20 protein-coding genes and 1 tRNA gene are annotated in these 23,046 nt (G+C 40.9%); 8 read left to right on the plus strand and 13 right to left on the minus strand.

Translation table 11 applies throughout. From position 1 onward, the window contains the following. Positions 1–7: 7 nt before the first annotated feature. Positions 8–2,020, minus strand: a complete 2,013-nt coding sequence (gene ppk1 / locus PIECOFPK_RS07410) for a polyphosphate kinase 1 (RefSeq protein ID WP_330974322.1) — start codon at positions 2,018–2,020, stop codon at positions 8–10. Between the two features lie 10 nt (positions 2,021–2,030). Next, the gene (locus tag PIECOFPK_RS07415) at positions 2,031–3,200 is read right to left on the minus strand and encodes a Pycsar system effector family protein (protein ID WP_330974321.1); all 1,170 of its coding nucleotides are present in this window, start codon (positions 3,198–3,200) and stop codon (positions 2,031–2,033) included. A gap of 367 nt (positions 3,201–3,567) precedes the next feature. Between PIECOFPK_RS07415 and PIECOFPK_RS07420 the strand changes: the two genes are divergently transcribed. After that, on the plus strand, positions 3,568–4,590 hold the full coding sequence (locus PIECOFPK_RS07420; protein WP_409965493.1) for an LLM class flavin-dependent oxidoreductase: 1,023 nt from the start codon (positions 3,568–3,570) through the stop codon (positions 4,588–4,590). A 196-nt stretch (positions 4,591–4,786) separates the two neighbouring features. On the opposite strand, the gene PIECOFPK_RS07425 is transcribed toward PIECOFPK_RS07420, so the two are convergent. The 4 genes from PIECOFPK_RS07425 to PIECOFPK_RS07440 form a co-directional block, all read right to left on the minus strand. After that, positions 4,787–4,871: transfer RNA gene (locus PIECOFPK_RS07425), tRNA-Ser, on the minus strand. Between the two features lie 120 nt (positions 4,872–4,991). Beyond that, on the minus strand, positions 4,992–6,341 hold the full coding sequence (locus PIECOFPK_RS07430) for a hypothetical protein (protein WP_409965494.1): 1,350 nt from the start codon (positions 6,339–6,341) through the stop codon (positions 4,992–4,994). Between the two features lie 3 nt (positions 6,342–6,344). Continuing rightward, positions 6,345–6,980, minus strand: a complete 636-nt coding sequence (locus PIECOFPK_RS07435) for an RNA polymerase sigma factor (protein WP_330974318.1) — start codon at positions 6,978–6,980, stop codon at positions 6,345–6,347. A gap of 167 nt (positions 6,981–7,147) precedes the next feature. Then, positions 7,148–7,858: a DUF4397 domain-containing protein gene (locus PIECOFPK_RS07440; RefSeq protein WP_409965495.1), complete on the minus strand. Its 711-nt coding sequence runs from the start codon at positions 7,856–7,858 to the stop codon at positions 7,148–7,150. Positions 7,859–8,104: 246 nt separating this feature from the next. On the opposite strand from PIECOFPK_RS07440, the gene dnaK reads away from it, so the two are divergent. Both dnaK and PIECOFPK_RS07450 read left to right on the plus strand, forming a co-directional pair. Then, positions 8,105–10,006, plus strand: a complete 1,902-nt coding sequence (gene dnaK, locus PIECOFPK_RS07445) for a molecular chaperone DnaK (protein ID WP_409965496.1) — start codon at positions 8,105–8,107, stop codon at positions 10,004–10,006. A gap of 291 nt (positions 10,007–10,297) precedes the next feature. Continuing rightward, entirely contained in the window at positions 10,298–11,722 is a 1,425-nt protein-coding gene (locus tag PIECOFPK_RS07450) for an MATE family efflux transporter (RefSeq protein WP_330974315.1), read from the plus strand. A gap of 63 nt (positions 11,723–11,785) precedes the next feature. Here the strand turns inward: PIECOFPK_RS07450 and PIECOFPK_RS07455 are convergent, their stop codons facing one another. Then, positions 11,786–12,268 (minus strand): TlpA family protein disulfide reductase, encoded by a 483-nt coding sequence (locus PIECOFPK_RS07455; RefSeq protein ID WP_330974314.1) that lies wholly within the window; start codon positions 12,266–12,268, stop codon positions 11,786–11,788. A gap of 122 nt (positions 12,269–12,390) precedes the next feature. Here PIECOFPK_RS07455 and PIECOFPK_RS07460 point away from each other — a divergent pair, with 122 nt between their 5' ends. Then, the gene (locus PIECOFPK_RS07460) at positions 12,391–12,753 is read left to right on the plus strand and encodes a BlaI/MecI/CopY family transcriptional regulator (RefSeq protein ID WP_330974313.1); all 363 of its coding nucleotides are present in this window, start codon (positions 12,391–12,393) and stop codon (positions 12,751–12,753) included. A 43-nt stretch (positions 12,754–12,796) separates the two neighbouring features. Here PIECOFPK_RS07460 and PIECOFPK_RS07465 read toward each other — a convergent pair whose 3' ends face one another. From PIECOFPK_RS07465 to PIECOFPK_RS07485, 5 genes are read right to left on the minus strand one after another with little or no spacing between them, the layout of a single operon-like run. Beyond that, positions 12,797–13,240, minus strand: coding sequence for a cytochrome d ubiquinol oxidase subunit II (locus PIECOFPK_RS07465; RefSeq protein ID WP_330974312.1), 444 nt, complete (start codon positions 13,238–13,240; stop codon positions 12,797–12,799). A gap of 16 nt (positions 13,241–13,256) precedes the next feature. Next, positions 13,257–13,793: a hypoxanthine phosphoribosyltransferase gene (hpt, locus tag PIECOFPK_RS07470; RefSeq protein ID WP_330974311.1), complete on the minus strand. Its 537-nt coding sequence runs from the start codon at positions 13,791–13,793 to the stop codon at positions 13,257–13,259. 21 nt (positions 13,794–13,814) lie between these two features. Beyond that, entirely contained in the window at positions 13,815–14,792 is a 978-nt protein-coding gene (locus PIECOFPK_RS07475) for a glucosaminidase domain-containing protein (RefSeq protein WP_409965497.1), read from the minus strand. 6 nt (positions 14,793–14,798) lie between these two features. Next, complete coding sequence (locus PIECOFPK_RS07480; protein WP_409965498.1) at positions 14,799–15,443, minus strand: O-methyltransferase; 645 nt, start codon at positions 15,441–15,443, stop codon at positions 14,799–14,801. Between the two features lie 24 nt (positions 15,444–15,467). After that, on the minus strand, positions 15,468–17,003 hold the full coding sequence (locus PIECOFPK_RS07485; protein WP_409965499.1) for a sodium:solute symporter: 1,536 nt from the start codon (positions 17,001–17,003) through the stop codon (positions 15,468–15,470). 179 nt (positions 17,004–17,182) lie between these two features. Here PIECOFPK_RS07485 and PIECOFPK_RS07490 point away from each other — a divergent pair, with 179 nt between their 5' ends. From PIECOFPK_RS07490 to PIECOFPK_RS07505, 4 genes are all read left to right on the plus strand, one after another. Then, positions 17,183–17,749: a TIGR00730 family Rossman fold protein gene (locus PIECOFPK_RS07490; RefSeq protein WP_330974307.1), complete on the plus strand. Its 567-nt coding sequence runs from the start codon at positions 17,183–17,185 to the stop codon at positions 17,747–17,749. A gap of 45 nt (positions 17,750–17,794) precedes the next feature. Beyond that, on the plus strand, positions 17,795–20,287 hold the full coding sequence (locus PIECOFPK_RS07495) for a PIG-L family deacetylase (RefSeq protein WP_409965500.1): 2,493 nt from the start codon (positions 17,795–17,797) through the stop codon (positions 20,285–20,287). A gap of 62 nt (positions 20,288–20,349) precedes the next feature. Continuing rightward, complete coding sequence (locus PIECOFPK_RS07500) at positions 20,350–20,529, plus strand: hypothetical protein (RefSeq protein WP_330974305.1); 180 nt, start codon at positions 20,350–20,352, stop codon at positions 20,527–20,529. A 123-nt stretch (positions 20,530–20,652) separates the two neighbouring features. Then, the gene (locus tag PIECOFPK_RS07505; protein ID WP_330974304.1) at positions 20,653–22,359 is read left to right on the plus strand and encodes a sodium:solute symporter; all 1,707 of its coding nucleotides are present in this window, start codon (positions 20,653–20,655) and stop codon (positions 22,357–22,359) included. Here PIECOFPK_RS07505 and PIECOFPK_RS07510 read toward each other — a convergent pair. After that, positions 22,348–23,046: a M15 family metallopeptidase gene (locus PIECOFPK_RS07510; protein ID WP_330974303.1), complete on the minus strand. Its 699-nt coding sequence runs from the start codon at positions 23,044–23,046 to the stop codon at positions 22,348–22,350. The genes PIECOFPK_RS07505 and PIECOFPK_RS07510 overlap by 12 nt on opposite strands.

The raw sequence follows: 23,046 nt of genomic DNA on the forward strand, positions 1-23,046 counted from the left end.
TATATGTTTAGAGTTTTGTCGGGCAGCCTGCTGCTACCCATTTATACATCTCTGCCTGAGCCTGTAGAGGTATTTCTTGGGAGGTCTCGGGTTTTTGAGGACCATCGGGTGTTAACCATACGGCTTTGGCGGTGTCATTCATATAGATATTCAATACATGTTGTAATGCTTTCTTGAGTTGAGGATCGACTACGGGAAAGCATACTTCTATACGGCGATATAAATTGCGGGTCATCCAGTCTGCCGAACCCATGTATAACTCATCATCGCCATTATTGTAAAACCAGAATATGCGACCATGCTCCAAATAACGGTCTACAATTCGAGCAACGGTAATATTTTCGCTTTGTCCTTTTACGCCAGGTACTAGTCTGCAAATGCTTCTAACAATGAGCCGAATTTTTACTCCTGCATTAGAGGCTTCATATAGTTTATTAATAATTTTTTCATCTTCCAGATTGTTGATTTTTGCAATAATTTTTGCTTCTCGATTAGCTTTTGCATGTGCAATTTCGCGGTCAATGAGTGCTGTGAAGGTTGATTGTAAATTGAAAGGGGCTATGAGTAGATGCTTAGGTGTTATAGCATCTGGTGCAATAACTTTTTTGTTTTTCTTTAATAGTTTGAATAACTGATTTAGATCCTTTAATAATTGCTGATTGCTGGTCATTAACACCTGATCTGTATAAAATCTTGCCGTAACCTCATTAAAGTTGCCACTGCCTAGTAGACCTAGGTATTGTAGTTTATCCTGATATTTTCTTTTTACTAGAACTACTTTGGCATGCACCTTCATTTGAGGAATGCTGTATATAATGCGTATACCGGCCGCTTTCATTTTTTTTGCCCAGCTAATGTTGTTGGCTTCATCAAAACGAGCTTTCAGCTCCACAAATACGGTAACTTTTTTGCCGTTCAGCGCTGCAGTAATTAAGGATTCAGCAATTTGCGAGGTGCCGGAGATACGATACATGGTCATATTGATCTCTGTAACACTCCGGTCGAGGGCAATTTCATTAAAAAAACGAAGGACAGTATCATAATCATGAAAAGGAAGATGCAATAGTAAGTCCTGTTTTGCGATACTTTCCAATAGAGTAGGAGCCGGTAACGGATGTAATATCGGGCGCCAAGGTTTGTCTTTTAACGATGGATCGCTGATCGGAATGGCGGATAAATCCTTCAGATTATGATAAACTCCACCTTTTATAATCATCGCATTTTGTAAGCCCAGATTTCGAATTAATTGTTGGAGTAGGCTTTCGGAAATGCGAGAATCATAAAGCAGTCTTGTTGCCAAACCATAATCGCGTTTGGCGAGCTGTTCCGCGATCTTGCGAGCCAGGTTCCCTTTAAACTCGTCATCCAGCCCCAGTTCGGCATCGCGTGTTACTTTAAAACTGTATGCATTTTCGACTTTGATATCCGGCCATAATATCGACAGCTTGGATTTGATAATATCATCGATAAATACCACATACTGTATATCATCAGCCTGTACCGAGAAAAAACGAGAAATGCGGTCAGATGGGATATCTACAACCGCTAGTCGCTCACCGGATGAAGTCTCCAGTGCTGCCGCAAGATAGATGCGGTTATTCTGCGGAAAGAAATCTTGGGGCGATTGGGGGTAATATATTCTCAAGTAACCGGCAATATGAGCAAAAAAATAATGGTTGACGGCTTCTTGAATTTGATAAGGGATAGGTTCGTTGTATACTACATATATATTATGATCCTTTAAGGCTTCAATAGTTTTTTTGATGATGTTTCCAAAGCATTCCTGTTGTTTGCTGATAATACTAATAATTTCTTTGGCACTCTCGGCTTTATGTTGCTTTTTAACTTTCCCCAATGCTGTAATGGTAGGTATACGTACTCTCCAAAATTCGTCCAGATTGGATGAGTAGATAGATAAAAATTTCAGTCTTTCAGCCAGAGGTACGTTGGTATCTGCTGCTTCATACAGTAAGCGTTCATTAAATTCCAGCCAGCTTGTATCTCTTCCTTTCAGCAACATTGCAATTGGTTTATACGATAGAGAATATTGCAATCAAAAAAGCGATAATGGATATCATAAGCCCATACATGAATACATTATAAGCTATCCTTAATAGTTTATATTTTCTTCCTAAAACAATACCTTGGGAGTAAATGTCTTTTATGAGAGAACCGTATAAAAAGTTGCGGTCTTCCATTACTTTCCACATTCCTTTTTTGTACTCTTCAAAATCCATTTTGTAAAAATTGCCAAAAAATAAGAGATTCACTTTTTGGGTGTCTACATCTTCTTGAGTAAAACTCCCATTGGGAATCTTGGGACGAGTAGCCAGGATGGCATAAATTAGGGTAATTGCTGATACCAGTAGGATTATGATAGTAGGAATAATCAAGTGCGGATGACTCTCCAATCTTCGAATGAGTAAACTTAGAATGGCAGATAACAAGATGGAGTTTACTGTAATCAAAATGTCCGCCTTTTTATCGGCCATATCGCTCAATCGTTGATTGTTGGTGGAGGTAACGCGGAACATGGTTTCAATGCCTTTTTCAGGACGTTCGCTTTTTTTACCTCCCTTTTTGGGAATATCAGAAGCAATAGGGATGGGGGATTCTTTAGCCTTTTGCTCTTTCAGATTCTGCAATTTCTTAGGATCCCAATGCTTGCGTGCGTACTCCGTATGATATTGATGCATCTCCATTAAACAAATTGTTTGTTGTCTCCAAAGGTTTTTACTGATGTCTACTCCACATCTGTTGCGAAGTTCTTTTCTCAGATTCTTACTCTTTTCTGCAAAGGAGTCTTTGGAAAAGTGCGATAAATCTGCATCACAGACGATTTGCTGCAGCAGATTCTGTGGTTGTTGGGGCATCTTTGTAGCAAGGATGCATGCCTTTACCTCATTTATAATGACGGGCGAAACGCCTTTTTCCTTTAAAAAATTTTCCGCTAATGAACTACTGGCTATTTCATGATTTAATGGATCTGTCAGATATCCCAAATCATGAAACCATGCCGCTATCAGTACAATGAAATTATCCTGTTGTGACAACTGATAGTGTTGGTTTAACTCGCTAGCGGCATTAACCACAGCAACTGTATGCTCATAGTTGTGATACAGTAGCTCTTCGGAAGCATGCTGTTTAAAATAAGATGCCGCATAGGCGCCTGCAGCTTCCAAAATGGATGTAAAGTTCATAAGTCAATATGTTGAGATATTAACAAATATGTTTGTACTTTGTTTTAAACGATTAGAGTCTTTTGCTTTATGGTCGGTTGTTCTTAGTTCCGAGAAGTGTATTCGCCTGCATTGTTTTCATGAGCACCATTCAGAAATATCACTTAGAGGTTTTCCACAACTTAGCCTACTGAACATTCGGCAGGAGCTGCTGTTATTATTTATTATAAATAAGAACGGCAAACTTGCTGCTGTTACAAATTTAGGTAATAGGAATAGTTATGAAGAACATTAGGGCAATAACTATTTGGATAACAGGAGCGGGTTCCTAAAGAAAAAATTAGCATATATTCACATAAATGCAGCGAAGGACAGCACTATCACAAAAATGAAAAAAATAGGCTTTCTATCTTTCGGCCATTGGGCTAATCATCCGGATTATGCTACAAAAACGGCCGGTGATGTACTCCAGCAATCTATAGAATTAGCTGTAGCTGCAGAAGAGATAGGTGTGGACGGTGCATATTTTCGAGTGCACCATTTTGCACGACAACTGGCCTCGCCTTTCCCTTTACTGGCAGCCATAGGCGCTAAAACCAGCAAAATTGAGGTAGGTACCGCTGTTATTGATATGCGTTATGAAAATCCCATGTATATGGTAGAGGATGCTGGCGCAGCAGATCTTATATCAGGAGGAAGATTGCAACTAGGAATCAGCAGAGGTTCTCCCGAGCAGGCAATTGATGGTTGGAGGTATTTCGGATATGAGCTTAAGGATGGTGAAACTGATGAAGACATGGGGCGTCGCAAAGGATTGGAATTTTTGGACTTGTTGAGAGGAGAGGGTTTCGCCCGTCCCAATCCTAATCCTATGTTTCCCAACCCTCCCGGGTTATTACGTTTGGAACCGCATTCTTCGGGTTTGCGCGAGCGTATTTGGTGGGGATCGGCTTCTGATGCTACAGCTGTATGGGCAGCAAAAGCAGGGATGAATTTGCAGAGTTCTACCTTGAAATTTGATGAAAGCGGTAAGCCCTTTCATATCCAGCAGGCCGAACAAATCAGGTTGTATAAAAAAACTTGGAAAGAAGCAGGACATGAGCGTGAGCCACGCATCTCTGTAAGTCGTTCCATTTTTCCTATTATGAATGATAGGGATAAATATTATTTTGGACATGAAGCTGCACGTACCGATTCTTTCGGATACATTGAAGCGGGGCGCAGAGCAGTATTTGGGCGAAGTTATGTAGGGACCCCTGACCAGCTTATTGAAGAGCTGGCTAAAGATGAGGCTATTCAGGAGGCTGATACTATTTTATTGACTATCCCTAATACACTCGGTGTAGAGTATAATCTTCATATTCTTTCATCCATAGTAAAATATGTTGCTCCCGGATTGGGATGGAAGTAACATATTCTTCCTAAGCAAGCGCTGCTATTATCAACGGCATCTAAAACCGTATTGTATAACCAAACGAATCAAATATTGTGTAAATGCGAATTGCTGCGTTATACAACAAGGGGTGTAAAGGAAGCATATAGGTTGCAGGCGGCTTATATGCAAACGACCCACTACTAAGTAGTGGGTCGTTTTATTTCGAGTGGTGCGGAGAGAGAGGGATTCGAACCCCCGGACCTGTTACAGTCAACGGTTTTCAAGACCGCCGCATTCGACCACTCTGCCATCTCTCCGGGCGCAAAATTAGGGGTGTGGATGCAATCAACAAAATAGAATTTTAAATTTTTATTGCAGTTTTTTCAAAAAAATACCTGCTCTGTAAAGAGCAGGTATCGACTTCATAAATACGGAGTCTAAAAATCGAACCTTAATCTAATCCCAGTACCCTGATAATTGAGATTTTGTTGTGTAACCTTTTTCATAGGGACCTTAAGGAAAGGTTCAATGGACACTGCGTTTTTATTGGATAACTTTTGGCGATAACCTACCGAAATATTATAGTAGCCCAAGAAGGGAATGTTTTCGGCTGGTGCCTGAGCGGGCACTGAAGTAGTGTTGTACTCTTGCACCGTAATCATTTTATCTTCCTTTAGTGCACCTTTGCTGGTTTCTACAGACACTTTAATGTTTCGATAATCCTCGTAAGTATAAGTCTTCTTATCGTGAAGTACTACTAGTCCTGATACACCAGCTGCTGCATAAAACTTTTTATTAAAACTATAGTTTAATTCTACAGGGATGTCGATGCCCGATAATGAACCAGTTACTTGCTGTAGCACCGAACTAGGTTGGGATGCATAAGTCATGAGATCTGAATGCTCAGTGGATATCACTTCCATTTCAGGAGCTGTAGCCACGCCAGGAATACTTTCATCAAAAGAGCGCGAAGTAGAAATTTTAGCGTGCGCAATGCCTGAACTTATTTTCAGTTTATCATTGATGGCATAAGCTAGGGATACGCCATATCCCATATCCACGCCTAGATCACTAAATACAGGCGATACATATAAACTAGGCTGCCATTTTCTATTTTTTTCGCTATGTCTTTTTTCTGAGGTGGTTGCCAGCAAGGCATTTCGATTATCCTGTTGCGGAAGCACTCTTTTTTCCTCAGGCTTGTCTGTGACAATTCTGTTCTTCCAAAAATCAACGACGTGATTATTTTGATCAGGCTGCCGTTCTGTCTTAGGCTGTGTAGGAGCTTGACTGGGAACCGTCTCTGGTACTTGCGTTTGAGCCACAAGGGGTACTTCCTGGGGCGCTTGTACTTGTGGTATTGCGACTGTATGGGTTGTAGTTGCCGGTACAGAGGATTGAGCAGCAGGAGTAGGCTGCGATGTATTGGCCTGAGCCGATAAGCCTGAGCGGTCAGAAAAAACAGTTTCTGTGTCTGTTTGGAACTGCTGTGAAGGTGTATCCGTGGTTGGAAGCTGCTGTACTATAGGGAGCTCAGATGATTTTATATTAATACCCTCTTGTGATACGTGGAAAATACGGGAAAATAGAAAGACGCCGGTGATGACAGCGGCTGCCGCAGTGGCCCATTTCCACAGAGGAATTATGGGGTGCTTAGGAAGCGGGGAGGGGGCGGCTGTGTGGCTATAGGCCTTAAAGCGCTCCCATGCACCTTCCTCGTACGGCTCCTCATGGTTCCGCAACACTTGCCTTATATGGTTAAAAATATCGTCGTCGCGTTCTTTCATCGCTTAAAAGTTTTCTATATAAAGGGCTTTCAGTTTATTTTTAGCTCTTGACAGATAAGAGCGGCTAACATTTTCGGGAATAGACAGCATAACGGCTATTTCCTGATGCGAAAACCCTTCTATTTCATACAAATTAAAAATGGCTCTTTGTGTTTGGGGTAATGCATTTAAGAGTTTTAAAATATCTTTTATCTCACTACTTGAGGATTGTTCATATGCTATACTGCTATGATTGATGTCTGAAATATCATCCTTATTAAAGTCGATTTTCTTTTTACGTAAAAAGTCGATTGCTGTTCTTGACGCGATTTTTGCAATCCAAGCTTTGAATGATGTGGATACATTGGTAGCTTGGCCCAATGCCTGAAAGGATGATAAGTTGTTAAATATCTTTATAAAACTGTCGTTTACAATTTCTTCTGCATAATGAAAATCAGTTACATAGCGGGTCACTACGCCTTTAACATAGCCGTAAAAGCTTTTGTAAAGCGTCTCTTTATGATGCTCTATATTGTTTTGGCATCCCTTTAAGATATCGAGCAGTGCTTCGCCGCTTTGTGCCAATTTGTTATCCGATTTATTGAGTTGGCTCGTCTTTACTGATTCTCGCTGGTATATCGGTGGAGATTCACTCAACATACTTTCAACTTTTATCTGATCTATCAACCGTATACCTTGATTGGTAGTTTAAATATCTGTACAAACTCTCAATTCCCCAAACCCGTTTTTACTTAAAAGATCAGCCCTCTACATTAATAGGGCTGATCTAAGTTTTCATTTAAGAATACGGTTTTGCGATCGAATATTTAGTGGGCGAAAGCTTCTAATCTTATACGGGTGCCATCTTCCGCATTACCATTAATATAACCGCCTGTCCATACGGTATAGATGCGTCCCTTATACAAGTTTATGGGATCCAAAGTGGCCAGAAGGGCTGTTTGCCCATTTCTTCTAACTTCAAAGATTACATTGCCTGCCGAAGGATAGCTGAAGAACTGGCTGGCCGTTTTGTAGGTAATGTTGGTAGCAATAGGCGTATTGTTGCCCTTTACATACAAATCCAGTCCGGGTGCATCAGGACTCATGTTGGCGAAACGAAGGCGAACAGAGTCTTTGCCTGCAGCACGGGTACTGTCTCTCAGCACCACTGCGTCCATATTTGCAGCAGTGTCGGTGATAAATACACTGTAATATTTTCCAGCCTCAAAGGTGAGGTTTTTGGTAAAGATTGGACTTGAGCTGGGGGCACTAGCGTGATATACCTTGAATACACGGTTGCCGGTATAAGCACGGAAATAATCCACCCGGTCTGTGTAATTAAAATAATTTACACCCAGACGATTGTTGTCGAGTGCTACATCTAATGCAGGCAGGCCTGCCGAAGCATGTACAACACCTACGGCTGCTGCTTCAGGGAGATAATAGTGGTCATCATCCTTATTACAAGACGCCATTACCAACATCGCTGAAGCGAGAAGTGTAATACTAATGCTATTGATTTTAAACATTTTACGCATATCTTTAATCAGGTTTTTATAAAATGAGTTTGTATAAAATACGGATCAGCTGATTCACTTAATAGTGACGCTGTCACCATTGAAAATGCAACATTTTATTTCAAAATTATTTTCATGACACGAAGGGATGCCTATAATCTGCCATTTTTGCATAATCCAGTCTTCGGCACAATCATTGACAATAAGATTCTGTCGCAATGAATGCGGTACATCTTAAAGAAATAATGATAATCTAAATATTATATTATGGGTAAAATTATTGGTATAGACTTAGGTACCACCAATAGCTGTGTGGCTGTAATGGAAGGGAATGAGCCAGTAGTGATTGCAAATGACGAAGGACGCCGCACTACGCCTTCAGTGGTTGCTTTTTTGAAAAACGGTGAACGTAAGGTAGGGGATCCTGCAAAAAGACAGGCTATCACCAATCCTCAGAATACCATCATGTCTGTGAAACGTTTCATGGGGCGCAGATTCGATGAAGTAGGGGCGGAAATTAGCCACTGGAGCTACAAAGTTGCTAAAGGCGACAATAATACAGTTCGTATTGATATAGATGGCAGATTATATACTCCTCAGGAAATTTCAGCAATGGTTTTACAAAAAATGAAAAAAACTGCTGAAGATTACCTAGGACAAGAAGTAACCGAAGCGGTTATTACCGTACCTGCCTACTTTAACGATGCTCAAAGGCAAGCTACTAAAGAGGCAGGTGAAATTGCTGGCTTGAATGTACGTCGTATCGTAAACGAACCTACAGCAGCCGCATTAGCCTATGGTTTGGATAGACGTGGCAAAGACCAAAAAATTGCTGTATTCGACCTAGGTGGCGGTACTTTCGATATTTCAGTGCTGGAGCTGGGTGATGGTGTATTCGAAGTAAAATCTACCAACGGTGACACCCACCTGGGTGGTGATGACTTCGATAAGGTGATCATGGACTGGCTGGCTGATGAGTTTAAAGCTGAAGAAGGTATTGATCTGCGGAATGATCCTATGGCGCTACAACGCCTGAAAGAGTCTGCCGAAAAAGCTAAGATCGAACTTTCCAGCTCTATGGAAACCGAAATCAACCTGCCATATATTACAGCGGTTGACGGTGTACCTAAACACTTAGTAAAAAAATTAACTCGTGCAAAATTTGAACAACTGGCCGACTCTCTGTTTGAGCGCTGTCTGAAACCTTGTGAGGCAGCATTGAGAGATGCCGGATTGTCAGCTTCTGACATCGATGAAGTAATCTTAGTAGGAGGTAGTACACGTATTCCTAAGGTTCAAGAAATAGTAGAGAAATTCTTTGGTAAGAAGCCGAATAAGGGAGTAAACCCCGATGAAGTAGTAGCCATTGGTGCTGCTATTCAAGGTGCGGTACTAACCGGAGAAGTGAAAGATGTATTGCTGTTGGACGTAACACCGCTTTCTCTGGGTATCGAAACGCTGGGTGGAGTGATGACAACCCTTATTCCTGCAAATACTACCATTCCTACCAGAAAGTCAGAGGTTTTCTCTACTGCTACCGATAACCAGCCGGGTGTACAGATACATGTGCTGCAGGGTGAGCGTCCTATGGCTAAAGACAATAAGAGCTTGGGTATCTTCAACCTGGACGGTATTCCGCCGGCACCCAGAGGTGTTCCTCAAATTGAGGTAACCTTTGATATTGATGCTAACGGTATCCTGAATGTTACAGCTAAGGATAAGGGAACCGGTAAACAGCAGAACATTCGCATCGAAGCCGGTAGCGGTTTGAGCAAAGAAGAAATTGAAAGAATGAAGGCTGAAGCGAAAGCTAATGAGGCCGCAGACAAAGCCGAAAGAGAGCGCATTGAAAAACTAAATCAGGCCGACAGTCTTATTTTCCAAACCGAAAAACAATTGAAAGAGTTTGGTGATAAAGTGCCGGCTGATAAGAAAACAGCTATCGAAAAAGCCGTAGAAAAGCTGAAAGAGGCACACAAAAATCAGGATATCCCAGCTGTTGAAGCTGCTATGGCAGAACTAAATCAGGCCTGGACCGCAGCTAGTGAGGATATTTATAAATCTGGTCAGGCGCAGCCTAGTGCCGATGCCAACGGTGCACAACAGTCTACCGGAGGAGGTTCGGGTACTGAAGATGTAACGGATGTGCCTTACGAAGAAGTGAAATAAACGTTTTATAACAAATCATACCAAGAGCCGTTCCGATGTCTTATTCGGAACGGCTTTTTTGTTGGTATGACAAACTTTTTTTCGATTATTTAAATACTTTTCTATTTTTGCTGCTCAAAATTCTCTGACCAATGAAAGCAATTTGCACCGGTTATGTTCTATTCATGCTAGCGCGCACCCGCTAATACGACCGGTATTCCCTCTGCAGTTTATTCTTGTTGACTGGTGGCTTTATTGCCCACCCGATTGAAGTATTTTCTTTTTTCATTCATCTTACAAAAAAAACTTTACATGACGACGGATTATAGAGGTGTCCGTAAGGCATCTGGTTTTATGCATTTGTTGAAAGAAGCTATTCAGGGTAAAGAGCTCGATTATACCAGCGTGAGCATCCGTAAGGCTGTAATGATGCTTGCTATTCCGATGATGCTGGAAATGATGATGGAGTCGGTTTTTGCTTTAGTAGACTTGTATTTTGTGGGTCATCTAGAAGAAAGTAGTCTGGCGATACAAACGGTAGGGCTTACAGAATCGGTTCTCACCGTAATTTATTCAGTGGCTATGGGTATAAGCATGGCCGCCACGGCTATTGTGGCCAGGCGTATTGGTGAAAAAGACAATGAAGCCGCAGCCCGTAGCGCTGCACAGGTGATAATTATAGGACTATTGATAAATCTCCTCCTTAGTGTTTTAGGAATTATATATGCCCGCGAGATACTGATGGCCATGGGTGCGACAAGCGAAGCTGCGGAATATGGAAAAACTTTCACCCAAATAATGATGGGCAGTAGTGTGATTATTATGCTGCTGTTCCTTATAAATGGCGTGTTTCGCGGTGCTGGAAACGCAACTATAGCTATGAAAAGCTTGTGGATTGCCAATATTTGCAATATCGTATTGTGTCCTCTTTTGATTAATGGGCTGGGACCCATACCAGCTCTAGGATTAACAGGTGCTGCTGTTGCTACAACTACAGGGAGAGGTATCGGTGTGTTGTATCAATTGTATCATTTACTGAAGGGGAGTGGTAAAATACGTCTACTAATGCGGCATTTTAAACCGGATTTTTCCATTATTCGTTCTATGATAAAAATTGCTACACCCGGTACGTTTCAATTTGTAATAGCATCATGTAGCTGGATTATATTAGCACGACTGGTAGCTGTAACTGGAGGTGAGGATGGTAGTGCAGGTTACCAGACAGCTTTGCGATTGATGATGTTTTTTATGTTGCCTGCATGGGGATTAAGTGGTGCGGCTTCTACATTGGTGGGACAAAATCTGGGAGCTAACGCTCCTGAGCGCGCCACTCAGTCGGTTATGAAAACAGTGAAATACAACATCATCTTTATGTTATTGGTTTCATTGATTTTCTTTTCGATGGGAGAATGGCTAGTGGGCTTTTTTAGTGAGGTGGAAAGTGTACGTAGCATTGCTTCAAAGGCAATGTATATTATGGCGAGCGGATTTGTTTTTTATGGAATTGGAATGGTAATGGTTAATGCCTTCAATGGCGCTGGTGATACTTGGACACCTACTTGGATCAATTTCTTTGCCTTCTGGACTTTTCAAGTTCCGGTAGCTTATCTGTTAGCTGTATATTTTGAGATGGGGCCCACAGGCGTCTTTGTGGCCATACCTATTGCAGAGACAGGGGTTACAATAGCATCATATATCCTTTTTCGAAAAGGAAAATGGAAGCAAAAGCAAGTATAATCAATCAGAAAGGCGCTGTGCTCATACAGAGCATAGCGCCTTTCATTCTATAAATTTATATTACTATCTGCCGAAGGTTTTTAAAATAGTGGGAATGGCCAGAGAACCTTCGAATGTAGAAATCAATACTTTGTTCTTATCGTAAAATGCCAGATAGGGCAGACTTTTCATTTCATAATAAGGAGGGATAACATAGGCGATATCTCTACCTACGGTAATGCCGTGCTGTTCCAGTTTATATTTTTCAGCAAACTTTTTCATGGCATCAAATGGCATTGTAGTAGCCATTACAATTTGTATACCTTTAAACTTATCGATATTCTTAATAATTTCTTCGGTCTCATGTTTACAATGATCACAATCGGGGCTAAAGAATATCAAGAACAAAGGTTTATTTTTATCTAGCTTGGCTTTTAGATTCCATTTGGTAGTACTGTCCGGAAGCAATAAAACAGCCGGCGGAGGTGTTTTTTGCTTCAAATACATGGGTTGTGCTTGGGATGTCAATGATACAGCGAATAAAATAACTAGTAATAAGTATCTCATAGTGTATTACGATATGGTTCTCTAATATAGATGACGAACTTAGCCAAAAGGCTGCAAAGAAAAAAATTTCTTATATTTTACGAAATGTTCGTAGCTTAGTGTGAATATCGTAACTGTGTAATATGGAAAGACTAACACCACAGGAAGAACAGCTAATGCTTGCAGTATGGAAGGTGGGTGAGGGACATGTAAAGGCTTTTATGGATCATCTGGATAAGCCAGCTCCCTATACCACTGTGGCTTCCACTATAAAAAATCTGGAGAAAAAAGGTTATGTAAGTGGTAAGCTATTTGGCAACACTTATGTATATAAACCGGTAATTACGATAGGCGAGTATAAGAAAAAATTTATGGGCAATGTGGTAAAAAATTATTTCAGCAATTCTTATAAAGAACTTGTAAACTTCTTTGTGGACCAGAAAAAGGTATCAGCTCAAGAACTGAAAGATATCCTTAAGCTTATCGAAAGTGGTAAAAGGAAGTAAGGGCTGTTGATTCTTTTTGAGTTTTAATATTGTCGCTCCATGATTACTCGTTAGTAGGAGGGGCGGCTTCTACTACTTGCTTTTTGGGTGTAAGCGCAAAGAACAGACTAATGATGCACCATCCTATCCAGTAGAGATAAATACCCAGATGAAAGCGCTCTCCTAACCAGCGGTAGGTAAGGTTCGTACGAAAATCATGATATGTGAAATAGAGTCCTGCTAGGGATAATAGAAAAAGGCTCAGTAATATCAACTTACGTTTCCTCCCATCGAGCAATTTGTCAATGAGGTAGAGGAGGATACCTACAAGTATCATGCTTCCGAAGTAAATCAGCGCTGCTTGCCACCAGGTTTTTAAAAACGAAAATTGCTTATAGAAGAAACCGATACCTAATCGTCCCACAAAAGACATGCCTGCAGTAAGTTTTCCAGATAATACGGCAAGGAAAACAAGTACAAAAATCAGCAGTAGGTAATTACGTTTCATGGGGTGTCCTATACTGCTATTCTACCAATTGGTAAATATCTCTGTAATTGCGTCCCTGACCATCATAATCTAGTCCGTACCCTACCACAAATTTATTAGGAATCACAAATCCGGTATAATCAATCTGTACCGGATACTGTGTCATTTCGGCTTTATGAAGCAGCGTTACGATCTTCAAAGAGGCCGGATGCTGGTGCTCCAGTTGCGGTATAAAATGATGCAGTGTTTTCCCTGTATCAATAATATCTTCCAGTACTACTACGTGTTTGTTATGCAGATCAACGTCAAGGCCTATAGCGGTGGTTACCGTACCGGATGATTTTAGTCCTTTATATGATGCCAGTTTTATAAAACTGATTTCGCTTTTAATAGTAAGATGTTTAAAAAAATCAGAAGCGAACATAAAGGAGCCATTCAAAATGGCAATGAAAATAACCGTTTGTTCTGCATAATCGCGGTTGATATTTTCGGCGAGCTCCTTAATGCGTTGCTGAATCTGATTTTCAGTTATGTAGGGTTTAAACACCTTATCATGCACTTGTATTGTTTCCATAACTGAAAATAAGAATAAAAATTAATTAATTGCTATATCAGCATTATCCTGCAGCTTGAGTTTGGAGCCTACAGCGGGTTTGTCAAATTTGCTGAGTCGATTGTATTTTAATAGCGATTCCAGCCGAATACCTTCTTGTTGTGCTATATCGTATAATGTTTCTCCGGCTTTTACCTCATGATAAGCTTTTTCGCTAATCGTTCTTTTTAATTGCAAGTATACGAGTCTGTCTTTGGAAGAAACGCTAGTAATTTCATCAAAATCGTTCAGATCATATAAGCGCTCAAGCGGAATATTATATTTGTCGGCAATAGATTGTAGCGAAGACCCCGCTTTTACAAAAACTACCTTAGTATTGTTGATGGTGAAGGGCTCCTGCGGGTAGCTTACTTCAGCTTCTTTAGCTGCGGTAGCAATTGTTGAGGGCGAGGTGCCATTCTTTGTTGCAAAATAGTTGCTCACCTCCTCATTCATCGCTAGTTGTCCTAGTCCCATTAATGTATACTCGTGCAGATTATATCTTTCAATAAGACTAATCAGCAGTTGCGGATATTTAGGGTTGGTAGCATAGCCGGCCTTTTTTAGTCCGTAAGCCCACCCTTTATAATCTGTAGGGTCTAACTGAAAGAGTGATGCATATCGTGAGCGGTTTTTTAAGAAATCGGAATGTGCCCTGTAGGACTCTTCGGCTGTTTCATATTTCATGAAACGTTCTTTGGGGCGGTCATCGTCATGCAACACATATGGGCCGTTGTAACCTTCCTTACATTTAATGCCGAAGTGATTGTTAGATTTTAACACTAGAGGGCTTTGTCCCGACATCGACTCCAGAATGCCCTGTGCCAGCTTGATAGACGCCGGTACGCCGGTACGCTGCATTTCTTCTACAGCAATACCGCAATAAGTTTTGATATATTCAACGGTAGCTTCATTGATCTGGGCTCTGGTAAAGAGCAATGTAAACAGCAGAATAACTGTAAAGCAATACCTTTTTATCATTACAAATTATCTTTTCCTAATTAAATAAAGCCCGTCGCGTACTGTTAGCACGACTTTTTCGATATCTGTCCTATTGTTAATGTAATTATTAAATTCTTTTACGGCTTTTCCGCTTTTGCCCTTGGCATTTTCTTTTAACGCTTCGCCGTGGAAAAAAATATTATCGGCGAAGATAAAACCATTTTTTCGAACCTTAGGTAATACCAATTCGAAATAGTTGATATATCCCGTTTTATCGGCATCAATAAACACCATGTCCCAGGTTTCATCGAGTTGAGGAATGATGTCTGCTGCGAGACCTGTATGTAGTTTAATTTTATGGCCAATTGGCGATTGATCAAAAAAGTTTTGTGCAATGGCGGCCGTATGTTCCCTCGATTCTATAGTATGTAGGCATCCATCTTCGGTAAGACCTTCGGCGAGGCACAGCGCACTGTAGCCGGTAAAAGTGCCTATTTCCAATATCCTCTGGGGACGTATCATTAAGCTGAACATCTTTAGCAAGAGCCCCTGTACGTGACCGCTAAGCATGTGAGGCTCGGCATGATTTTTTTGTGTAAAATCATTTACTGCAGCCAGCAGAGGATCTTCTTTACTGCTATAGACTTCTGCAAATTGGTTTAATAATTCATAGTTTAGGTTATCGCTCATAAGCCTAAAACAACAAAAATCTTGTTAGTGTACACTATCTTGCTCTAATTCTTCTTTACTTACGGGTTTGGAGATTAAGTATAAACCAATATAGGTAAATAAAGCATTGATGATAATCAGCTCCAAACCTATTTTGAAGTTGCCGAAGATGGCAGCTTGATACTTGTCGATAAAAAAGCAAAGAATAGGTGCTATAAAGCATACATAAGGCACCAGTTTGTCTACCGGACGTCTGCGCGTAAGTATACCAAAGGCAAACAAGCCTAGTAAAGGTCCGTAAGTATAACCGGCCAGTTTCAGTATAATGCCAATCATACTATTATTATTGATCCAGTAGAAAATCATTACCAGAATCAGGAAGAACAATGCTACCATAAGATGCACCCTCTGACGGAATTTTTTCTTTTGTTCTTCGGTCATATCGGTGCGGCGTTTTAAACCTGCAATATCGATACAGAAAGACGAAGTAAGGGCAGTCATCGCTCCGTCGGCACTGGGGAATAGGGCCGATATCAGTGCTATCACAAAAATCACAGAAATTGCCGGTGGCATATGATGTACGGCTACTTCCGGGAAAATGGCATCACCCAGTACGTCTTTACCATCCAGCATAAAAGCTTTTTGCGCAACCCCATTATTCACCACTTCTGTAAAGACACCTCCCTCGTTGATTCCATATATATACAGCAGACCACCCATATACAGGAATAATCCGATTACAATGATCATAATCACGGAAAGCGACACCATGTTCTTTTGGGAATCTTTGAGGTTGGTTACCGAAATGCTTTTTTGCATCATTTCCTGATCAATTCCGGTCATGCTTAAAGTAATGAAAGCGCCGGCAAGTATTTGCTTTACGAAAAAGCCGGCAGAGTTGGCGTCGGTATTAAAAATTCGTGAAAGACCCTCCGAATGCATCGCATTCAGGCTTTCTCCTACACTCATATCCATATGATTGAGCAGGTAGATACTACATATAATCAAACCAGCCAGCATGCAAGTAGTTTGTAGCGTATCGGTCCATACAATGGTTTTTACACCGCCTTCGTAGGTGTATAAAATGATCATTACAAGTATGATCAAGGTAGAAACCCAAAAGGGAATGCCGAAACTGTCTAGAATTGTGAATTGTAAGATATTGACTACAAGATACAGACGGGCAGTGGCTCCCACGAGTCGTGAAATAATAAAAAACCACGCCCCTGTTTTATAGGATAGCATACCCATACGGGCTTTTAAATAGCCGTATATGGAAGTGAGTTTTAAGCGATAGTACAGAGGCAACAGCACAAATGCAATAAGCAAATAGCCGATAGTATACCCTAGTACAATTTGCATATATCCGAAGGCATCCTTGCCTACAGCTCCGGGTACACTTACAAAGGTTACACCACTCAAAGAAGTCCCAATCATACCGAAAGCCACCAGCATCCAGTTGCTGCTGCGGTTACCGATAAAGAAAGAGTCATTATTGCTGTTTTTGCTGGTCCTCCAGGCTACGAAAAGAAGTAATAAGAAATAAGCAATTACAATTGAGAATAGAAATCCGGCCGACATATGAGTTTCTTATTATCAAATAGGTGTTTTAGAAATTAATTTTTGAAGATAGGCAAAATTGCTGCTCTTTTGTAAATTTTTTCATCTTCTTTTAATATTTATTTTAGCCTGAAGCGAGAAGGAAAGGCTATTTTTACCATTCCCCGGACAATATTTCAGTGTAGGAAAAGTCTAAAACTATGTCAGTAAAATCTTTAGCTGTTTTTTGCGGATCGCGAGATGGTAGGGAAACATTGTATACCGAAGAAGCCCGAAAATTAGGCCAGTGGATGGCATCAAAGAAAATTAGGTTGGTATATGGAGGTGGTAATGTAGGATTGATGGGTGCGATTGCCAATGCTGTTCTGGAAGGAGGGGGTGAGGTTTTTGGTGTTATTCCGAAAATTCTGGACGCCAGAGAACGATCACATCGACAGTTGACGCAGTTGCTGGTGGTAGATACCATGCACATTCGTAAAAAAAACATGTATGACTTATGCGATGCAGCGGTTATTCTGCCCGGAGGTTATGGTACACTGGACGAACTTTTTGAAATGATTACATGGAATAATCTGTCCATACACGATAAACAAATCTTTATTCTTAATCTCAACGGATTTTACGATCATCTTTTGGCTCACATTGATACCATGCTTGTGAACGGTTTTTTGTACGAAAATCCCATGAACAACATTTCAGTTGTGAGTAATGTGGAGGAACTGATAGCCTTGCCATCGCTGCGTAATGCCGGGATCAATATTGCATAATCATTGTGAGCGGCATTATTCGGCCATTTCTTTTATATTCGTAGGATGATGAAAAGTCGTATTCTGCTTGTCGTTTTCTTGTGTTTCGGTTTAGCAGTGTGGGCACAGCCTGAACCTGCTTTATCGGCTTCGCAGATTTTACATCGTATACAGAAGCTGAAAGTTTTGGGATCGGTGTTGTATATAGCCGCCCATCCTGATGATGAAAATACACGTTTGATTACCTATTTAGCTAATGACAAATTGTATCGCACCGCGTATTTATCACTTACACGAGGCGACGGTGGGCAAAATCTTATTGGAGATGAGCAGGGTATCGAGTTAGGACTGATTCGTACGCAGGAATTGCTTGCTGCACGTCGTATTGATGGCGGAGAGCAGTTTTTTACCAGGGCATTTGATTTCGGTTTTTCCAAAAATCCGGATGAAACCTTTGAAAAATGGAATAAGGAAAAGATCTTAAGTGATGTGGTATGGGTCATTCGCAATTACCGACCTGATGTAATTATTACACGCTTCCCTACTACAGGCGAAGGGGGCCATGGTCATCATACAGCCAGCGCAATATTGGCGGTGGAGGCATTTCGTGCCGCTGCTGATCCTAAAAGGTTCCCTGAGCAGTTAAAGTGGGTACAGCCTTGGCAGGCTAAACGTATACTGTGGAATACGTTTAGCTTTGGCAGCGTCAACACTACCGATCCCTCGCAGTTTAAGGTAAATGCAGGAGGGTATAACAGTTTGTTGGGAAAAAGTTATGGAGAGTTGGCGGCCGAAAGCCGTAGCCAACATAAATCTCAGGGTTTTGGTTCTGCCGCTGCGAGAGGCGACAGTTATGAATATTTTAAAGTGCTAGGTGGAGAAGCTCCTCAAAACGATGTGCTGGATGGCGTAAATACATCTTGGAACCGCATCGGTAAGGATGGAGCAGCTATAGAAAAACTTATTACCGATATTGAAAACAAATTTGATTATACAGCTCCTCAAAAATCAGTAGCAGCTTTGGTGCAATTGTATAAAGAGCTCGATAAGATTAAGAGCAGTAGTTACTGGGTACCACAAAAACTAAAAGAAGTACAACAGCTGATTATGTGGTGTAGTGGTTTGTTTATAGATGCTTGGACACATCAGCCTTATGTAGTACAAACCGGAAATGTGGATATTCAAGTGGCAGTAAATAATAGGACGGGGGTCCCAGCAAATCTGATAAATATTACGGTGGAAGATCAAAATCTGGCCCCCAACACGCAGTTGGATAAAAATAAGAATTATGTGTTCTCTAAGAGTATTATAGTACCCTTAACTAAAGCAATATCGCAGCCATATTGGCTAAGGGAGAAGAAAGAGGAATACACCTATACTGTAAAAGACCAATTGCTGATTGGAATACCGGACGTACACCCTGCTTATGTCGCACAGGTGCGTGTAAATGTTTATGGAGAGGATTTTGTATTTGAAAAGCCTGTGCGCTACAAGTACACCGATCCTGTGAAAGGGGAAATATATCAACCTTTGCCGGTGGTACCACCAGCAACAATAACTACCTCGCCACATCTGCTCATCTTTAATGGGCAACAATCTACACAGACATTGAACGTTCAGTTGCATGCCAATACAAAGTTGGAGGGTAGGGTTACTACAGGTCTTCGTGGAGTTAAATACTCCGGACCTCAGCCAGCCGACATAGTACTTGAAAAAGGAAGTACGAAGAGCTATCATTTTACAATCTCCAATATTGACAATGCAAATAGGGCTTATGTTGTAAATCCCTATGCAGAGAAGAATAATGATAGAGATACTATTGCATATGCTCTTGCACTGCGCAGTATTCGCTATGATCATATCCCGGCCATTACATATTTTTATCCCGACCAGGCTGTAGCGCTTAGTATCGATCTTAAAACAGCAGGAAAGAAAATAGGGTACATTCCCGGTGCGGGCGATAAGTGTGCGCAAATACTGGAGCGTATGGGGTATGATGTGACAGTACTAGATCGTACGGCAGTATTGACAACCGATTTGAGAAAGTATGATGCCATCATAACCGGTGTACGTGCTTACAACACCAATGAGTGGATGAATGAAGTGTATGAAAAACTGATGACGTATATACATGAGGGGGGCAATCTAATTGTTCAATATAATACTAGTAATAATATAGGACCGCTAAGGGCTAAGATAGGTCCTTATGCATTTAATATTTCCCGCAATAGAATTACCGATGAACAGGCAAAAGTGAAGCTGCTTGATCCTTCGCACAAAGTGTTTAACTTTCCTAATAAAATTGTGGCTTCGGATTTTGATGGCTGGATTCAGGAACGCAGTATTTATCATGCTGACAGCTGGGATAGCAATTTGAAGCCGCTGCTTTCGATGGCCGATCCCGGAGAGCGACCACATGACGGCAGCCTGATTGTTGGAAAATATGGAAAAGGTTATTTCACATATACAGGTTTAGTATTTTTTCGTCAATTACCGGCCGGTGTTCCTGGTGCATTGCGGTTAATGGCAAACCTCATAGCATTAAATCAGGAGCAATAAATAAAGATTGGCTGCGTTTATATATTAGCGATTGCGATTAGCCGCAATAAACTAGACATAAAATGAGTAAAAATAGGAAGCCCACAGTGGATATAAAGAGGGGAGAGGCGGCTTTTTTAGCAGCCATTGTAATCGGATTATTGATAGGGACATTAATAAAACAGGTGCGTTTGGGACTACTGCTGGGATTGATTATCGGCTTAGGAATAGTATTTCTAAATAATTTCCGTGCAAAACGATAAAGCGAAATATGAGAATGATAATAAGCCGCCATTATTTAAATCATGGATGGCCTGGTATATGCTTGTAATAGTATTTCTGCTATTGCAAATTATTTTGTTTTATTATTTAACTCGGAAATTTGCATGAGGTCGCTCGATTGGGTCATACTGATAGCCACACTTTTGCTTATCATTTTGTATGGTTGGTACAAAAGTAAAACCAGTAAAAATCTGGAGGGCTATTTTTTGTCCGACCGAAGCATGCCGTGGTACATTATTCTATTAAGTATAATGGGGACACAGGCAAGTGCTGTTACTTTTTTGGCAGCACCCGGACAGGCTTATACCGACGGAATGCGTTTTGTACAATATTATTTTGGACTTCCATTAGCGGCAATAGTGATATGTGTCTCTTTTGTACCTGCTTTTAGCAAATTGAGAGTTTTTACGGCTTATGAGTACCTAGAAAATCGGTTTGATGGTAAAACACGGGTCTTTGCTTCTGTTCTGTTTTTACTACAACGAGGCTTGTCCACGGGTATCAGCATTTTCGCACCTTCTCTTATATTGTCGGTATTGTTTGAATGGAACATTTATATAACCAATCTGCTCATTGGAGGAGTGCTGATTGTATACACTTTATCGGGAGGAGCAAAGGCAGTTGCATATACTCAGCAATTGCAGTTTTTTATTATCACCGGAGCATTGGTACTTACAGGTTATTTGATAATACAAAAAATGCCGGAGGGCATAGGTTTAACACAGGCTTTGGAGGTAGGGGGTAGATTGGGAAAATTTAATGTTATAACATCAGGTTTTAATGACGGAAAATTCAATTGGGGCGATAGGTATAATATACTAAGTGGCATTATCGGAGGGTTTTTTCTTGCGCTTTCATATTTTGGAACAGATCAGTCGCAGGTAGGACGTTATCTTACCGCCAAAAATATCCGGCAAAGCAGAATGGGCCTGTTGATGAACGGAATCGTAAAAGTTCCCATGCAGTTTGGCATTCTATTGTTAGGAGTATTGGTATTTGCATTTTATCAATTTCACCAAGTACCTGCTTTTTTTAATGAGTATGAATTATCACGGCTAGAGAATTCACGACACGCTGAAACTTTACAACAATTGCAACAACGACTGGAGGCGGTCAATGCACAGAAAAGTGTATTGCTAAGCGATTATGCTCAAAATGCTTCGGATGATAAGCTTAACGCTTTAAAACCCTTGCAGGATAGTATACATATAATCCGTTCCGAAGTGAAATCGCTCATTAAGGACAATGGCGGTAGTGATAATGATACCAACTATATATTTCTGAGATTTGTGGTAGATTATATGCCCCAAGGTCTTGTAGGCCTCATTATCGCTATTATCTTTTTGGCAAGTTGGGGAAGTATTGCTGCAGCTATTAATTCACTGGCATCAAGCACAGTGATTGATATTCATAAGAAGTGCCGGAAAAATATGTCGGATCGGGAGGATTATAATCATTCCCGCTTGTATACACTTGCCTGGAGTCTATTCTGCGTGGGAGTAGCGATGTTTGTTTCGAGTTGGAGCAGTAGTCTTATTGAGGTGGTGAATATTTTAGGTTCTTTGTTTTACGGAACAATATTAGGTGTATTTCTAGTAGCGTTCTATGCAAAAAAAGTGGGAGGAAACGCCGTGTTCATCGCTGCTGTAGTTACTGAGTTAGTTATTATCCTACTTTTTGTACTTAACGAATATGGCAAAATTAGTTTAGGGTTTTTATGGCTAAACATGATTGGAGCCCTGATGGTTTATGTCTTGTCGGTGATGATACAAGTTTTGTTCTTCAATCAGAAGAAACAGTTAGTATCGTAGTAGTTTTTTAAATGGAATATCTAGTACATCAAACTGTATGTCACTTTTGTAAGTATAATGCCACCATTCGGTTGACAAAGGAGTGAAGCCGTATTTTATCATCGTGCTTTTTAGTAACTCCCGATTTTTGAGTACTTGTGTGGGTAGGTGTTGAAAATCGTGATGAGCCGAATCGGTAAAGTTATCGAAGCCGGTTCCCATATCCAGCTCTTTGCCTGTTTTTAAATCAATAATGGTTACATCCACTGCTGTTCCTCTATTATGATTGCTTCCTTTTGATGGATGGGCTACATAACGCTCGTCCTTTACAAGCTCCCAGAATTTTTGGGTCACCGCATAGGGACGATAGGCATCGAAAATCTTTAGTCCCAAATCTTTGTTTTGAAGCTCTCGCTGCACTTTTAATAAAGCCTCGGCGGCAGGTTGTCTTAAAAAAGTGACCCTAGTGTTGGATGGATACATGCGACGATGCATAAAATTATTTGCTGTGGCGTACCTTAAGTCGTATACAAGATGCGGTATGAGACTTTTGAGTTCCACCATCCTCAACTCAGGGTGCGTGCTGATTTTGGTTTTATACGTTTTCTTCGAGCGTTCTATATATACCTCCGCTTGCTGCGCATTGCTCTTGGGATGAGCGAGAACGAAGAAGAGCAGCAGGCAGAAAGTGATTCTGATTGCAGACAT

This window comes from Chitinophagaceae bacterium C216, from assembly GCA_028485475.2.
Taxonomy (GTDB): domain Bacteria; phylum Bacteroidota; class Bacteroidia; order Chitinophagales; family Chitinophagaceae; genus Niabella; species Niabella composti.

Excerpts from the sequence above, each read along its gene's own strand:
- ppk1 (WP_330974322.1), bottom strand. The coding sequence starts at position 2,020 with ATGTTGCTGAAAGGAAGAGATACAAGCTGGCTGGAATTTAATGAACGC.
- PIECOFPK_RS07415 (WP_330974321.1), bottom strand. The coding sequence starts at position 3,200 with ATGAACTTTACATCCATTTTGGAAGCTGCAGGCGCCTATGCGGCATCT.
- PIECOFPK_RS07420 (WP_409965493.1), top strand. The coding sequence starts at position 3,568 with ATGAAAAAAATAGGCTTTCTATCTTTCGGCCATTGGGCTAATCATCCG.
- PIECOFPK_RS07430 (WP_409965494.1), bottom strand. The coding sequence starts at position 6,341 with ATGAAAGAACGCGACGACGATATTTTTAACCATATAAGGCAAGTGTTG.
- PIECOFPK_RS07435 (WP_330974318.1), bottom strand. The coding sequence starts at position 6,980 with ATGTTGAGTGAATCTCCACCGATATACCAGCGAGAATCAGTAAAGACG.
- PIECOFPK_RS07440 (WP_409965495.1), bottom strand. The coding sequence starts at position 7,858 with ATGCGTAAAATGTTTAAAATCAATAGCATTAGTATTACACTTCTCGCT.
- dnaK (WP_409965496.1), top strand. The coding sequence starts at position 8,105 with ATGGGTAAAATTATTGGTATAGACTTAGGTACCACCAATAGCTGTGTG.
- PIECOFPK_RS07450 (WP_330974315.1), top strand. The coding sequence starts at position 10,298 with ATGACGACGGATTATAGAGGTGTCCGTAAGGCATCTGGTTTTATGCAT.
- PIECOFPK_RS07455 (WP_330974314.1), bottom strand. The coding sequence starts at position 12,268 with ATGAGATACTTATTACTAGTTATTTTATTCGCTGTATCATTGACATCC.
- PIECOFPK_RS07460 (WP_330974313.1), top strand. The coding sequence starts at position 12,391 with ATGGAAAGACTAACACCACAGGAAGAACAGCTAATGCTTGCAGTATGG.
- PIECOFPK_RS07465 (WP_330974312.1), bottom strand. The coding sequence starts at position 13,240 with ATGAAACGTAATTACCTACTGCTGATTTTTGTACTTGTTTTCCTTGCC.
- hpt (WP_330974311.1), bottom strand. The coding sequence starts at position 13,793 with ATGGAAACAATACAAGTGCATGATAAGGTGTTTAAACCCTACATAACT.
- PIECOFPK_RS07475 (WP_409965497.1), bottom strand. The coding sequence starts at position 14,792 with ATGATAAAAAGGTATTGCTTTACAGTTATTCTGCTGTTTACATTGCTC.
- PIECOFPK_RS07480 (WP_409965498.1), bottom strand. The coding sequence starts at position 15,443 with ATGAGCGATAACCTAAACTATGAATTATTAAACCAATTTGCAGAAGTC.
- PIECOFPK_RS07485 (WP_409965499.1), bottom strand. The coding sequence starts at position 17,003 with ATGTCGGCCGGATTTCTATTCTCAATTGTAATTGCTTATTTCTTATTA.
- PIECOFPK_RS07490 (WP_330974307.1), top strand. The coding sequence starts at position 17,183 with ATGTCAGTAAAATCTTTAGCTGTTTTTTGCGGATCGCGAGATGGTAGG.
- PIECOFPK_RS07495 (WP_409965500.1), top strand. The coding sequence starts at position 17,795 with ATGATGAAAAGTCGTATTCTGCTTGTCGTTTTCTTGTGTTTCGGTTTA.
- PIECOFPK_RS07500 (WP_330974305.1), top strand. The coding sequence starts at position 20,350 with ATGAGTAAAAATAGGAAGCCCACAGTGGATATAAAGAGGGGAGAGGCG.
- PIECOFPK_RS07505 (WP_330974304.1), top strand. The coding sequence starts at position 20,653 with ATGAGGTCGCTCGATTGGGTCATACTGATAGCCACACTTTTGCTTATC.
- PIECOFPK_RS07510 (WP_330974303.1), bottom strand. The coding sequence starts at position 23,046 with ATGTCTGCAATCAGAATCACTTTCTGCCTGCTGCTCTTCTTCGTTCTC.